Origin of the sequence: Psychrobacter piechaudii, from assembly GCF_900162825.1 — a bacterium.
In the GTDB taxonomy this organism is placed as follows: domain Bacteria; phylum Pseudomonadota; class Gammaproteobacteria; order Pseudomonadales; family Moraxellaceae; genus Psychrobacter; species Psychrobacter piechaudii.
Genome location: NZ_FUGE01000080.1, coordinates 1 through 14454 on the forward strand (window position 1 = coordinate 1; position 14454 = coordinate 14454).

Below are 14454 nucleotides of genomic sequence, written 5' to 3' on the forward strand. Positions count from 1 at the left end.
CTCTGGTACACTTATCTTGCATGCTCTTAATCGCTTTGTCCCATTTTCGATCAGCTGACGTTCAAATTGTGGTTTGAATGCTTGGTAAAAGTCGTCAATATGGCAGTATAATTCGGTTAGGTTGTCCATGTAAGAAGTCCTTTTTGTTGAGTTTTTGTTGGTACCTTAACTTTAACAATTTTGGACTTCTTTTTTTTGCTTTTTTTTGACCTGCTTATCCCGAACTCAGGTTATATAGCTACTATAGTGACCCACGTATTTAGTGAATTAGCGGGTTCTTTATTGACTGATTAACAACTATCAGCCATCTAGTGAGTCACCTATTAACAATCGATAGCAGTCGTATCCATCATTAGGAGAAAGGGCGTGCAAACCCATACTGAAATATTAAAGCGCATCGAAGCACTTAACCCTACTCACAGCGAGTTGGTTAATGAGTCTATGAATCATGCCGGTTATTTTGAAGGTAAAGAAAGTCATTTTAAGCTAACTGTGGTCAGCCCTGAATTTGAGGGCAAAAGACGCGTTGCCAGACACCAGTTTATCTATGGACTAATGAATGAGTTAATGACCAGTCAAGGCGGTAGCATTCATGCTTTGGCTATCCACGCTTACAGTCCAGACGAGTGGCAACAACAGAACCAGACGGTACCTGCCAGCCCTCTTTGTGCCGGTCAGAATAAAAACTAACTTTTGAATAAAGCCTAATTTTTGAAATCACTTATTTAACTTTCTAGGCAACTGGCCAGAGGAATCTATGAAACACTTACATATGTTAATGGCGGTAATCACTGTGGTGCTTTTTTTATGGCAAAGCTACTTGGTGATGGCCAAAGGCACCCGCTTTGATAAAAAAGGGAAAATTGCTAGCCATGTGGTTTATGCCCTGTTAATTATCTCAGGAATATTGAACGTCATGCCGCTACTGTCAGCCAATGCCCCACTACAATGGGTGGCTGCCAAAATTATATTACTCATAGCGGCAATAAGTGCTAGTATTAAAGCCTTTAGAGCGACGGCCACACCGGCACAGAGCAAGTCTGGTATTTTTATCGCTTTCATTGCTTACGTGGCTATTTTCATCTTAGCTTTCGTAAAGCCTGGCAACTTTATGTAGTCCAGCAGCTATTAACAGCTACTAGTGGCACTTGGCAGTCAAAACCGCTAGTAATTCTATTATAAGTAAGGCGTCTATTCCCTGTATAATCTGAATTAAAGCAATTATAAACTTAGGAGCTCCTATGCCAAAACTTAGCGTAAAATCTTTGATGACTTCTGCTGCAGTGGTTGGCAGCATCCTAGTTATCAGTGGCTGTGCCAGCACGGGTAATGTTACCCCGCAGTACATTCCGCCAAGCACTTATCAAAATTATGACTGTTCGACGCTGTCTCAAGAATATCAGCGCATTCAATCCTATATTAATACCGAAAGTAGAAACTACTCAGGATTGACCACAACAGGTATTGGGGTTGGTGTCTCTGCTGGACGCTGGGGCATCTCTCCTAACATCAACATTGGTGTTGGCAAAAGCACCAACAATAACGCACGCGATGCCAAACTTTCACGCTTATTTGGTGAGCGCGATGCAGTGGTACAGTCAGCGCGTATGAAGCAATGTGCATTTGCCGCTAAACTAAAAGTTCATGGCGAATCTTAGTGAGTATAATTAGCAGCTTGATGACCCTTTCAAGTCTCGCTTAGCAACAAGGACCGGCTAAGGAATAAGGCAATAATATCATGAGTCAGCCCACAACAAATACACCCCAAACTTTAAATAGCGCCACAGCTGGCAGTAAGCCGGCTCATTTTAATCGGGCTGACCATCAGCGCGTAGTGGTTACCGGTATGGGCGCAATTACCCCGCTCGGCTTAGACGTGGACAGCACTTGGCAACGCTTAATCCAGGGCGAAAGTGGTATTAAGCCGATTACCCACTTTGATGCCTCCACCTACCGGGCACAGTTTGCAGGCACCGTAGAAGGCTTTGATGCCAGTCAATTTATGGCCGCCAAAGAAGCCCGTCGATATGATGCCTTTATTCATTATGGCGTAGCTGCTGCCAGCATGGCGCTAAAGCAAGCCGGCTTTATTGAGCAAGTATCAGCTGAATCGGCTCCGGTGCAAAACGTGGATTCGGACCGCTTTGGTGTCATCATTGGGGCAGGTATTGGCGGGCTACAAACTTTAGAAGACAACCGCGATGCCCTAGCCAATCAAGGAACACGCCGCGTCTCTCCTTTTTCACTGCCTGGCTCAATTATTAATATGGCCGCAGGTATGGTGGCCATTAAGCATAACTTGCGTGGTCCGAATCTAGCGACCGCAACAGCCTGTACTTCGGCTGCCCATGCCATTGGATTGGCCGCTCGCTTAATTGCCTATGGCGACTGTGATGTTATGTTGGCTGGCGGCAGTGAAAAAGGCTCTAGCCCTCTGGGTATGGCAGGCTTTGCCGCCATGGGCGCTTTATCTACTCGCAATGACGACCCAACCCGTGCTAGCCGCCCCTTTGATAAAGATCGTGATGGCTTTGTATTGGGAGACGGTTCGGGAGTGTTGGTGCTAGAGAGTCTGGCGCATGCCAAAGCACGCGGTGCCACTATCTTAGCAGAGCTAGCAGGCTTTGGTATGAGCGACGATGCACATCATATTACTGCGCCGCCAGCGGATGGTGATGGAGCCGCTAGAGCCATGGTTATGGCCATTAACGATGCGGGGATTGACCCGTGTGAAATTGGTTATATCAACGCCCATGGTACCAGTACCCCAGCTGGAGATGTGGCTGAATCCAAGGCTATTGAAGGTATATTTGAAGCGTGCAAAGACCGTTTACTGGTGAGCTCAACTAAATCTATGACTGGTCATTTATTAGGCGCCGCCGGGGCTATCGAAGCTATCTTTAGTATCCATGCTTTGTTAGATCAGACGGTACCGCCTACCATCAATCTAGAAAATGTTGATGAAGAGTGCCACCTAGACTATGTGGCCAATGCAGCGCGCTGTGTGACCAACCTTAACTATACGATGTCTAATAGCTTTGGTTTTGGTGGTACCAATGGCTCTTTGATTTTCGCGCGTTGGTCGGATTAATTCAGTCTACCGCTTAAGCTTTACCACATAAGTTCTATCGCATAATCCCTCTTATTTCCCCTTATCAAACTCTGATGGAGACACATTAATATGGCACAAGTTGCGTTCTCACACCAATTCTCTCATCGCTGGAGCAATGCCCCACAAGCGGTTAAAGACGCCTTGCTACAAGAGTTTGAAGATATTATGCAGCTGCTTGACGCGGAGACGGACTTAGAGAACTTCGAATTTACAGTACCCGATTTGCATGCTCATATCGACGCTATTAATGCTGAGGTGGCTGCGGAAAAAGAAGTAGCTCGCTTAGAAGCAGAAAGATTAGAGGCGGAGCGCTTAGAGGCAGAAAGAGCCGAGCTTGAGGCTTTGGAAGCGGAGCGCTTATTAAATGAAGAGCAGCAGGCAGAGCAAGATGCTTTAGTGCAGTCTGAATTAGAAACAGATGAAACTCTGGTTCAAAATCCACAGGCGATGCAGGTAGCGGATACTGAACTGGTAGAAGGCAGTATAGATGCCGGAGCGGACACTGAGAGCGCTATGGATACTGATGCGCTTGTAGAGACCGAAGACCTTGATACAGCTGAAGGCTCTAATACAGAAGTTTCTGACACCCCTGTCGAACCCTCAGAGTCGCAACCTACTGCTGAGGTTAATGAGACTGAAGCAGAGATCTCTGCTCCAGCATCATTTGCCTTCGACACGACCGCTCCAAAAGCTGAGCTTGATGCTGACTTTATTAAAGAGTTAGAGAGTCGAATCGATGATTATCTCAGCGAGCAGTTGGCCAATATGTCAGAAGACTTAAAGTCTTGGTTGCGTGAACAAGTGGCCAACCGTTTTGATGACAAGTAGCTATTTTTAATAGGCAAAGCAGCAAACCGTTAAAAATTACTCATGCAACACTTTATAAATGGTATTGGCCATCACTTTACCAATGCCATTTACCCCCTCCAGCTCTTGCTGAGAGGCACCTAACAACTGCTGTAAGCCACCAAAGTGGTTTAATAAATCACGACGACGCTTCTCTCCGAGTCCCGGAATCGCTTCTAGCACTGAAGAAGAGCGACGTTTATCGCGCTTTTTACGGTGCGCGGTAATAGCAAAACGGTGTGCCTCGTCGCGGATATTCATAATTAGATGCAGCGCTTTTGAGTCCATAGGCAAGTCTAACGGCTCATGATCAATAAAGTGCAACACTTCAAGACCCGCCTTACGTCCCTCCCCTTTCGCTACCCCAATCAGCAAGGTGTCGTTTAGGATGCCCAACTCAGTTAGCACATTTTTGGCCATATTAAGCTGACCTTTACCGCCATCAATCAATAGAATGTCGGGCAAGGGATGTTTCTTGTAGCGACGGGTCAAAGCCTGAGCCATGGCTGCATAATCATCACCGTCTTGTACCCCATGAATGGCATACTGACGATAGTCCCGTTTACGCGCTCCACCCTGATCAAATACCACACAGCTGGCGATGGTTGCCTCACCCATGGTATGCGAAATATCAAAACACTCAATTCTATCAATGTTAGCTTCAGTGACCGGCTGTAGCACTTCTTTTAGCGCGCCAAAGCGGGCATGCAACTCTAGGTAGTCACCAAGTTTGGTTTTCAAGGCATTATGGGCATTCAATTTCGCCAAATCTAACCACTCGGCTCGGTGTTCACGCACATTGGTCTTAATGACCGTTCTACTCTCAAAATGAGTGCTTAGTGCCTCCTGCAAAGCCTGCTGATCCGGCAACTCGTGACTGATGATAATCTCTGGCGGTAAGTCGTCGGTGACCTGGAAATAAAAGGAGGTAATGAACGCCGATAAGTTACTGTTAATAGGTTCACTACTGTCGACGTCAGGGAAATAATTTTTACCGCCCAATACGCGCCCGCCACGCACGGTGAGCACATTAACACAGGTCATCCCTGCCTGACTGGCAATAGATATAACATCTGCCTCACCCTTCACGGTATAGACCGCTTGACGAGATTGTACCTCACGTAGCATAGACAGTTGATCACGGTAGAAAGCCGCTTTTTCAAACTCCAGCTCTTCAGCGGCGTCTTCCATTTTATCGATTAAAGCAGAATGGATATCACTGGAGTCGCCTTTTAAAAAGCGGATGGTATTTTGCACATCCTCGGCATACTCTTCCGGCGATACCAAACCCACACAGGGTGCTCGGCAACGCTTAATCTGATATTCCAGACACGGACGCTTGCGCTGACGAAAAAAGGTATTGGTGCACTGGCGCATCTGAAACATCTTTTGCATTAAGGTTAAGGTTTCTTTGGCCGCATGCGCTGAAGGAAAGGGACCAAAGAATTTGCCTTTTTGATGCTTGGCCTTGCCGCGCCCATACGCCAATCTAGGGTAAGGCTGATCGGCTGAGATGAAAACATACAAATACGACTTATCATCGCGTAGTAGAACGTTATAAGGCGGACGATGCTCTTTAATTAGGTTTTGTTCTAGTAGCAGTGCTTCGGTCTCACTGCGGGTAATAATGGTCTCAATATTGTGAATACGTGAAACCAAAGCGCGAGTTTTAGGGTGATCGATGGTTTTGGCAAAATAGCTATTGACTCTATTTTTTAGCGATTTTGCTTTACCCACGTATAAGATATCGCCATTTTTACCCAGCATTTTATACACGCCTGGTAAATTAGGCATACGTTTAATCAAATGCTTGAGCCGGGCTTGTTTATCATCCGCGGCTATCGTTGTCGACTTATTCACCATAACTCACAAAACCAAAAAATATTTAAGATATCTTTATCTATGGGGCTTTGAACCCCTTATTGCAAGCCTATTACGGGCTAAGTCATACTACTAGCCTTTAGTACCATACCCTTTATAAACCCTGTCTCTACCCTTCTTAAATCTTCTCTAATTTTCTTAAAACCATCTTATCAAATGCTTATTAAGACAATTTCTGAGTCATTGGCAGCACTGTATGTGGATAAGCAACGGACGCAGTATCGTCACCTTTTAAACCAAACAGCATAATGACGCCGCCAATAATGGCCACCAACCCGAATACAATTAATGCGATCGCTATTGCTTTTTTCATAAAATTCTCCTGCTGTTTTAAACAGCAATTGTCTAAATCAATAATTGTTTCAATTATTGATACCAAAAAAACGAGACCTATTGTACAGACTACTCACGGCTATGAATATTAGCGATAAAAAAAGCCGGCTCTAGGCCTAATGCCAGTCAGTTAAGCAAGAGACTTAGCGGAAATATGGTTTTTTAAAACCAGAGGCCTCCATAAATAGGGGCTCTAGAAAAACAAATTTCACGATTCCGCTATAAAATCTCTTAACTGACAGGCATTAGGCTCTAGGCCGACTTTTCAATGGTTAACTCAGATCTTATTTTAGACACTGTTTCACAGCAGAGATTAGTGTCTAAAGCTTGGCATCAAGGCTGGAATACCTGGTAGCATACCCACCATCGCCATCACCACGGTCAATAGCACAAACATACCGGCTGGAATGATCCAGCGACTCATTTTGCTAAGACCCGCACTACGCTCTTTAGAGCCAATCAGACCCATGTTATCTAATAGCATGGTTAATGACCAACCAAAGGCTGGGTTCACAAGCGCTGAAGCGAATACCACGATGGCCGCTGACTGCGTGGTTTTACCTTCACGAGTCATCTCCATACCCGCTTCAAGTAGAGGAATAAATACCCCCACAATAAGCGCCACACACATCACAGGTTCCCAAATGGCTAAGTCCATAGGATAACCCCAGATAGCCGCAACCACACACAGTAGGGCAGTTAAGATAGCACCTGCAGGGATAGGACGTTTGGCAATCGCTGCTGGAACGATATAGGTACCCCAAGATGAGGTGAAGTTTGCGCCGCCCAGTACAGAGCCCACAACCTGACGAATTGAGGCACTGGTCATGGTATCGTCGATATCCATAATTACTTTTTCAGTACGCTTTGGATAACTGATCTTCTGGAAAACCTGATGCCCTAAGAAGTCTGGTGACCACATAGCCACAGCCAACACTGCGAAAGGCAACACCACCATAAAGCTTTCTAAGTTGGGTAGACCTAACATCCAACCGGTGTTCTCACCCCACCAATACATAGGGCTCATGTGCGGCATACCAGGGGCGGTCTCAAAAGCAAAAGGTGCACCTAACAAGAAGGCCGTTGCCCCACCTAAGAAGCAGCTCAATGGTACCGCCAACCAGCGCTTATTGTAGTTCTCTAAAATGGCGTATAACACAATAGTACCTAAAATCACAATGAAAGCGATGTGGGGCATATTGATGTCTTTCGACCAGTTAAGCAGCTTGGTCACCTGAGAGGTGGTCCCAATAAAGCCCAGATAGAGCAGCAGACCGCCACACACCCCTTTACTGGTCAACTCTGCTAGCAAGCTCCCCCCTTTACTAATGGCTAGAAGCATCCCGAACAGACCAATTAATAAACCAAAGGCCATAGGGTGACCACCCGCCAAGACTACGATAGGAATCAGCGGAATTAAGGGGCCATGGGTACCCGCTAAGTTGGCGGTAGGTAGTAGGAAACCGGAGAATAAAATAACGAAGAATGAGACGATCAATAGCTCATAACGGACGTTTTCTAGAATAAAGGCATCGCCTAAGTTTAAGGCACCAGCGAAAGTCGCTGCAATAGCACCCACCATAACTACTTTACCAATGGTGGCGGCTAAAGCTGGGATGGCATCTTCATATTCAAAACGATAGTCACGGAATGGGAGGTTAGGCTTCCAGCGCTTGGGCTGCATGATTTGTAATTCATGATTCAGGTAAGCATCACGATTGGGAAAACTAGAGCTGGGTTTATGCAGCTGTTCATAGCTCCCTGATAAAGCAATGTCTTCCTCTAGAGTTGCCCCGCCAGAATTAGGTAATGAGTCATTACTCATAGTATCTCCTTATACAATAAATACTTCCTTGGTGACAGGATTGTTTAGTAAAACCACACGGTTTATAGGGGTTGTATCGAATATGACTGAGTATTGTAGTCTAACTGGATAAAGAATACGAGCACATTTTACGGCTAACCCTCTGATTTATCTGGACATAATTTATTATAGAAATCTAAAAACCCCCAATCTCTTCAGATTGAGGGTTTTTCCTGATAATGGTTAGATTACCAGCTCTTTTTGGTATACAACTAATTAATGCTTTAACCTAGTATTAGGATCAGCTTAGATGCCTGGTGCAGTTTCAACTGCTTCTGGAACGCCAGCGTCAGTTTTGCTCTGAACACCTTCACGGCGTAAAGATAACTTTTCGCGAATACGTGCAGATTTACCAGAACGCTCACGTAAGTAGTATAGTTTCGCACGACGTACAGCACCACGACGTTTCACTTCGATGCTATGAATAATTGGTGAGTGTAACTGGAAAGCACGCTCAACACCGATACCGCTTGAGATTTTACGAACGGTAAAGGCAGAGTTAAGACCACGGTTACGCTTAGCGATTACCACGCCTTCAAAAGCCTGTAAACGCTCACGCTCACCTTCACGTACTTTTACTTGAACTACTACAGTATCACCAGCAGAGAAGTTAGGACGCTCAAGTAGTTGTGAATTTTCAACTGCTTGTACTAATGGATGTACATTACTCATGAGATTGCTCCTCACATGGGACGGCATAGGCTGAAAGTCGCATACCACCCGTTTATAATAATAACCCCTTGCACTCAATAACGAGCTTAAAGGAGAAACAGGAATAAGAAATCGGTTTTGACTGCTATCGATATTGAACCAATAGCACTAATGCTCTTAAGGTGACTTAGGGTCACTGCAATAAAGACCATCAGTTTGAATCTGAATATAAATAAAATAATAAAGTTAACCGCAAATAAAGCGCTGTCAGGTCTATCCCCTGTCTACTTTATTTCGTCCTTAACTTTTTTGAGCAAGCGGGCCTGCTCTGCGTTCGGGGTAAATTGCTGCCACAAGTCAGGGCGTCTTTGCTTGGTGCGCTTAACTTGCTCAACAAAACGCCACTTTGCGATATTGGCATGGTGACCAGAAAGTAGCACTTCTGGCACAGTCAAACCTTCAAATTCATGAGGCTTGGTGTAGTGTGGACAATCCAGCAACCCTTCAACAAAGGAGTCTTGCTCAGCGGATTTGGCATCCCCCATCACATCGGGTAGTCTGCGAATCACGCTGTCCATCAATACCATCGCGGGTAGCTCACCGCCGGTTAATACAAAGTCTCCTATTGAGATCTCCATATCAACGTAACGCTGCAATAGTCGCTCATCAATGCCTTCATAACGACCACATAGCAAAATCATTGCGTCATATTGACGTAATGCCATTACCTTTGTTTCATTTAAGGTGCCGCCTTGCGGAGACAAATAAATAACGGGGCAATGCGCTGCATCTGTGGCACAGCCATGTTGACTGGCTTGCGACTTGGCATACTCAATGGCTTTGGCCAAAGGTTCTGCCATCATCACCATACCGGGACCGCCACCAAAGGGACGTTCATCTATACGGCGATAATTGTCTGTCGTAAAATCTCGAGGATTTATGCACTCGATAGTAACTTGCTTATTTTGAACGGCCCTACCAGTAATGCCAAACTCGCTAACAGCGGTAAACATTTCAGGCAGAATGGTGATGACTGCAAAATACATTAGGTCACCTCCAAATAACGCCAAAATAGTGACAGTTGATTAAAAATAAAAAACGCTAAGTTTAATCGCAAACTTAAAAGCCTAAGGTATCTCACGCTTAAAGTGGCTAATTAAAAATCACGCTCCCAATCTACAATCATCTGTCCAGCAGCCAAATCGACCACATCGACAGTTTGCTTGTGCCAAGGAATCATTCGAGGCTCATCATCAATACTGTCTTTACTAGGCACTACCTTCATGATCGGGTGTGCACCGGTTTCAAACAGCTCTTTGATAGTGCCCAAACATTCCTGTTGCTTATTAATAACACTTAAGCCAACCAAATCAGACCAGTAGTACTCGCCTTCTTCAGTCTCAGGTAAGCTATCTTTATCAATCCAAATGCTAACGCCATTCATGGTTTCAGCAATGTTACGATCAGGTACCTGCTCAAATTGAGCCACAATACCAGACCCTTGCTTACGCCAGTCTGTAACGGTCAGTGGTTTGAACCCTGTCGCCGTCTTCATCCACCAAGGGGAGTAACTAAAGATAGCTTCTCGTTCCTCAGTTTCACTAAAAACCCATAACCAGCCTTTAATGCCGTATGGTTTTTTTAGCTGTCCTATTTTCATAAGACTGTCAGCGTTTGGTGTTGTCATAAGACTTGCTCAGCCACAATTAATAAAAAAACAATTACTCAAAACTGCAGTGCAATGAGATACTATCCCATTACAAAAAAAATTATGTCTTAAGCAGTTACTTCTTCAGTTGCAGGCTTATAACCTTTAGCTAATGCTTTAACGCGCTCTGAAGGCTGTGCGCCTTTTTCGATCCAAGCATTATAAGCATCCATATCTAGACGTAGCTCAGTTTCCTGACCTTTGGCTAGTGGGTTATAAAAACCTAGATTTTCGATGTAACGGCCATCGCGTGAACGACGCTGATCTGCTACAACAACTTGATAGAATGGGCGTTTTTTGGCACCGCCCCGTGCTAAACGAATAACAACCATTTGAGTTCTCTCTTCCGTAGGTATACCAAAAAGGGCATAATTATATCAGAATACTAATGACTTGGAAACCTTTTACTTAATTAAAACTGTAACTCTCATTATATTATAAGCGATGTCCCAATGAACAAAGCCTCTACTCGTTCTCTCTTCTCTCGGTTCGGTTCAAGACCGTATTCAAACACTTGGCAGACGACGCTTGCCGTGATGCTGATGGTCGTGATTAGTGTCGTGGTATCGATCTGGTTTTTTTGGCGAAGTTTGTACTTGCCGGAGTTAAAAAACCATGCCCGCTACCTAACCACAGAGCTTAAGTTGGTCACTGCCACTCGAGAGCACTGGGGAGAAAACGAAGAGGTTAGACAATGGATTCTTGCTAATAATCATATTGAGGTCGTAGAAGATCCCAATCAGTTCCCTGATGTTTCAGATAAAGCTGTGGTCGGTTTCTTTACCGATGTTATTCAGCAAGAAATCAGCCAACAGCTGGGCCGTGAAAGTGTGGTCTACTTTAAGTTCAAACCTACCCCACAGCTCTGGGTTCAGGATACAGCATCACCAGAGTTTTGGATACGTGAACCTGTTATATTTTATGCTCAGTATAGCCCAAGTTCACTTGTTTTTTTCTTATTGGGTATCCCGCTATTTACTTTACTAACTATTTTATTATTAGTGCGTCAGTTAAACCGTCCCCTACGTAAGCTGCAACAAGCCGCCACCAATTATATCCGTTTGGGTACCGCCACTACCCTGCCTACCAACTCAGGTACCACCGAAATTCGCCGCGTTAACATGGCTTTTAATCGCCTATTTAGTACCTTAAGTCAGGCGCAAAAAGAGCGGACTATTATGCTCGCTGGTATTTCACATGACCTACGTACCCCGTTGACCCGTATGCGTTTAACTGCTGAAATGCTACCCGATGAGTTTTTCCGCGAAGGGCTTATCTATGATATTGAAGACATGGATGCCATATTAGAGCAGTTTATCTCCTTTATGAAAGATGGCTCCGATGAGGCGGTGAGCTTAACTAATTTAGACAATATTTTTCGCGAAGTGATGGTGCAATTTGCACCGTTAGAGTTCATTTATCAAACCGATGGGCTACGAGAGGTTGCGGTGCGTCCTTTGTCTATTAAACGACTGATTATTAACCTAATCGTTAACGCTCAGCGTTACGGTAAACCGCCTATTTATCTCACTGCCACCATCATCCCGACTTTCAACTCACAGGAAGTGGATCCTGATGATGAAACTTCAGTTTCAACGCCAGGCATGGTCCGCAAGGCTAAAGAGCAGCTTATCATTTGTGTTCGTGATTGTGGCCCAGGGGTAGCCAATGACCAGTTAGAACGCATTATGCAGCCTTTTGAGCGCGGAGAGTCGGCTCGCACTACCCAAGGTAGTGGGCTAGGTCTAGCCATCGTACAACGCATCACAGGGCTACACCATGGTACCGTTGAAGCCATTAACCACCCTGAAGGCGGACTGCAGGTCTGTGTGCGAATTCCTTTAGTCTCTCAGTCTCAGCCTGACTTACAAGATGGGGACGCAGAGGGTAAAGATGAAGATTAATTTAAAGCGGTGAATACCCTATTTCACCCTTCAACGAGGCTCCGTTATCGCTGCTATAAAAAAGCCCAAGGTAGATTGCCTTGGGCTTTTTCTATGCTATGTGTTTTATCATAAGCATTTTCATAATAACTGACGCTTTTAGAATCAGCAGCGCTTTTAGCATCCGTATCAACACCTAAGCGAACCTAATCTTCGGTTTCAATGATTTTGCGAGCGCTTTTTTCTTGAGTCAATTGGTCTGCCGAAATGGTTTGAGCCAAGGGCTTAATGGGCCAGCGCATGGTGAAGCGAGCCCCACCCAGTTTCGGACTTTCGTCAACTGACATCTTTCCGTTAAACCAGAAGGCAATTCTGGACACAATCGACAACCCTAGTCCATAGCCTCCCGAAGCACGAGTGCGGCTGTCATCAAGACGCGCGAAAGGCACGAACACCTTGTCTCTGTCTTCCTCAGGAATACCATGGCCATCATCCTCTACACTGACGTAAGCTTCGCCTTTGCGTACGCCGGCACTGATGATAATTTTCGACTCTGCATAGCGTAGGGCGTTACCGGCCAAGTTCTGCACCACGCGGTGTAAGTAACGTCTGTCGGCCACAGCGGTCACCTTCGCTGAAGGTGAAATACCAACGACTTCAATAGGCTTACCTAAAGCATTGGTTTCACGCACAATTTGATCCACCAGATCTTTTAAACTGACCGGCTCAAGATCTAGTTTAGGGGACCCCTCTTCCAACTTAGCGTAAGTCAAAATTTCATCAATTAGACCATTTAAGGCCTCAATATCTTGGTCAATATAGTCACGCTGCATCTCACGCGACTCTTGATCATCGGTATCCGCCAACATGTCTACCGCGAATCGAATACGAGCCACCGGCGTCCGCAGTTCATGCGATACCGCACGGGTCAGCTCACGCTGAGACTCGATAAGGCGTTTGATGTGCTCGGTCATGGCGTTAAAAGTGGCTGCCAAACGGGCAATTTCATCTTGACCCACCACTTGCACCCGAGTGTCTAAATTACCATCCCCAACCTCATTGACCCCAGATTGAATCAATTGCAGTTTACGCTCTAGTGGGAAAATTAAGGCATAAACCCCCAAACTAATGAGGAACATACTAATTAACACCACACTAATAATCAGGTTAAAGGGAAACCATTTAAACAAGCTAACCGGACCAATGACCACTGCCATATTCTCGAGCTCGGACGGTGCAATGATCTTAATAGACGAGTCATCGGAGCGGGTACTATCCCGAAACAGCATTACCACTTCATCTCTATCCAAACGGCGCAATTGATCGTCATCTAATTCTAAATCAACAATGTTTTCAATGCTCAAAGGGAAAGCAAACTGCTTAGAGATTTCACTAAGACGCTGTCTTTTGCTTGATAAGTCCTTGTAGTAGGACAAGTCATTCAGCAGTAGCACTGCTATGGCTCGAACTTGCTGCTCAGTAACCTTGCTAATGCGTACCGTTATAACATTATCCTCTCCCTCAATCGGGTGAAAGATATCTGCATAAGCTTCCTGCGCTACATAACGAACAACGGTTTTATTTTCTTCTAATCGCTTTAGTTCACTGGCCTTAAAATCTATTTTCTCTTCGGGCTGAATACTAAAACTATTACCAAATAACTGACTGATATCATTTAGCCAGTATTCACGCTGAGTTTCTGAAGATTGTTGTTGCAGCCCAGAACTCACTAGGTACAGAGCACCCGTAGCCACGTTTTCACGATAAGCCTGAACGCGCTCTTTATTGATCGTGTCTACCAATAATTGGGCAAAAAGTGCTACAAACAGACAGACCAAAAGCAGTCCTGCATATATGCGCAGAAAAATACTGTGTTTTAAAGAAGAAAATATTGGCATACGAAGTCTAATAAAATAATTTCGCCCTAGTTTACCTTAAATTGGATTTTTAGCCTACAAGTGCAACTTCTGAGCTAGATCTAGATATTGATTATAAGCTCTAATCAATTCTGTATATTCTTATGTTTTGTTGCTTTAGCAAAATATTTGTAAAAATAATAGCATGCAATGTAGTGGAAAGGGAAAAATCCAAATAAGAAAAAAGGCCAGCTAAATGCTGACCTCTTGTATGAGTAACTTATTAGCCACTCATACTATGGCTTACTAATCAAAGCTTT

14 protein-coding genes and 1 pseudogene are annotated in these 14454 nt (G+C 44.8%); 6 read left to right on the forward strand and 9 right to left on the reverse strand.

Going from position 1 to position 14454, the window contains the following annotated elements; translation table 11 throughout:
• Positions 1-129, reverse strand: a pseudogene (locus A1019T_RS03295) (IS982 family transposase); the annotation flags it as partial.
• Between the two features lie 237 nt (positions 130-366).
• Between A1019T_RS03295 and A1019T_RS03300 the strand changes: the two are divergent.
• The 5 genes from A1019T_RS03300 (at position 367) to A1019T_RS03320 (ending at position 3940) form a co-directional block, all read left to right on the forward strand.
• Positions 367-690 carry a BolA family protein gene (locus tag A1019T_RS03300; RefSeq protein ID WP_077450413.1) on the forward strand — a complete coding sequence of 108 codons (324 nt, stop codon included), beginning with the start codon at positions 367-369 and terminating at the stop codon, positions 688-690.
• A gap of 67 nt (positions 691-757) precedes the next feature.
• Positions 758-1117 (forward strand): SirB2 family protein, encoded by a 360-nt coding sequence (locus tag A1019T_RS03305; protein ID WP_077450414.1) that lies wholly within the window; start codon positions 758-760, stop codon positions 1115-1117.
• 124 nt (positions 1118-1241) lie between these two features.
• A complete protein-coding gene (locus A1019T_RS03310) occupies positions 1242-1658 on the forward strand; it encodes a hypothetical protein (RefSeq protein ID WP_077450415.1) in 417 nt (138 codons plus the stop codon).
• An 80-nt stretch (positions 1659-1738) separates the two neighbouring features.
• Positions 1739-3091, forward strand: a complete 1353-nt coding sequence (gene fabF / locus A1019T_RS03315) for a beta-ketoacyl-ACP synthase II (RefSeq protein WP_077450416.1) — start codon at positions 1739-1741, stop codon at positions 3089-3091.
• A gap of 90 nt (positions 3092-3181) precedes the next feature.
• Positions 3182-3940 carry a hypothetical protein gene (locus A1019T_RS03320; protein ID WP_077450417.1) on the forward strand — a complete coding sequence of 253 codons (759 nt, stop codon included), beginning with the start codon at positions 3182-3184 and terminating at the stop codon, positions 3938-3940.
• Positions 3941-3976: 36 nt separating this feature from the next.
• On the opposite strand, the gene uvrC is transcribed toward A1019T_RS03320, so the two are convergent.
• The 7 genes from uvrC to rpsP form a co-directional block, all read right to left on the reverse strand.
• Complete coding sequence (gene uvrC / locus A1019T_RS03325) at positions 3977-5821, reverse strand: excinuclease ABC subunit UvrC (protein WP_077450418.1); 1845 nt, start codon at positions 5819-5821, stop codon at positions 3977-3979.
• A gap of 181 nt (positions 5822-6002) precedes the next feature.
• Positions 6003-6152 (reverse strand): hypothetical protein, encoded by a 150-nt coding sequence (locus tag A1019T_RS13180; RefSeq protein ID WP_167366835.1) that lies wholly within the window; start codon positions 6150-6152, stop codon positions 6003-6005.
• Between the two features lie 333 nt (positions 6153-6485).
• Complete coding sequence (locus A1019T_RS03330; RefSeq protein ID WP_077450419.1) at positions 6486-7997, reverse strand: DUF3360 family protein; 1512 nt, start codon at positions 7995-7997, stop codon at positions 6486-6488.
• Positions 7998-8282: 285 nt separating this feature from the next.
• Positions 8283-8708 (reverse strand): 50S ribosomal protein L19, encoded by a 426-nt coding sequence (gene rplS, locus A1019T_RS03335; protein ID WP_077450420.1) that lies wholly within the window; start codon positions 8706-8708, stop codon positions 8283-8285.
• A gap of 263 nt (positions 8709-8971) precedes the next feature.
• Positions 8972-9733, reverse strand: coding sequence for a tRNA (guanosine(37)-N1)-methyltransferase TrmD (gene trmD, locus A1019T_RS03340; protein ID WP_077450421.1), 762 nt, complete (start codon positions 9731-9733; stop codon positions 8972-8974).
• Between the two features lie 110 nt (positions 9734-9843).
• Positions 9844-10374 (reverse strand): ribosome maturation factor RimM, encoded by a 531-nt coding sequence (rimM, locus tag A1019T_RS03345; RefSeq protein WP_077450422.1) that lies wholly within the window; start codon positions 10372-10374, stop codon positions 9844-9846.
• 89 nt (positions 10375-10463) lie between these two features.
• Positions 10464-10727, reverse strand: coding sequence for a 30S ribosomal protein S16 (rpsP, locus tag A1019T_RS03350; protein WP_077450423.1), 264 nt, complete (start codon positions 10725-10727; stop codon positions 10464-10466).
• A 120-nt stretch (positions 10728-10847) separates the two neighbouring features.
• Here rpsP and A1019T_RS03355 point away from each other — a divergent pair, with 120 nt between their 5' ends.
• On the forward strand, positions 10848-12299 hold the full coding sequence (locus A1019T_RS03355) for an ATP-binding protein (RefSeq protein WP_077450424.1): 1452 nt from the start codon (positions 10848-10850) through the stop codon (positions 12297-12299).
• A gap of 185 nt (positions 12300-12484) precedes the next feature.
• Here A1019T_RS03355 and A1019T_RS03360 read toward each other — a convergent pair whose 3' ends face one another.
• Positions 12485-14176, reverse strand: coding sequence for an ATP-binding protein (locus A1019T_RS03360; protein WP_077450425.1), 1692 nt, complete (start codon positions 14174-14176; stop codon positions 12485-12487).
• Positions 14177-14454 lie beyond the last annotated feature (278 nt).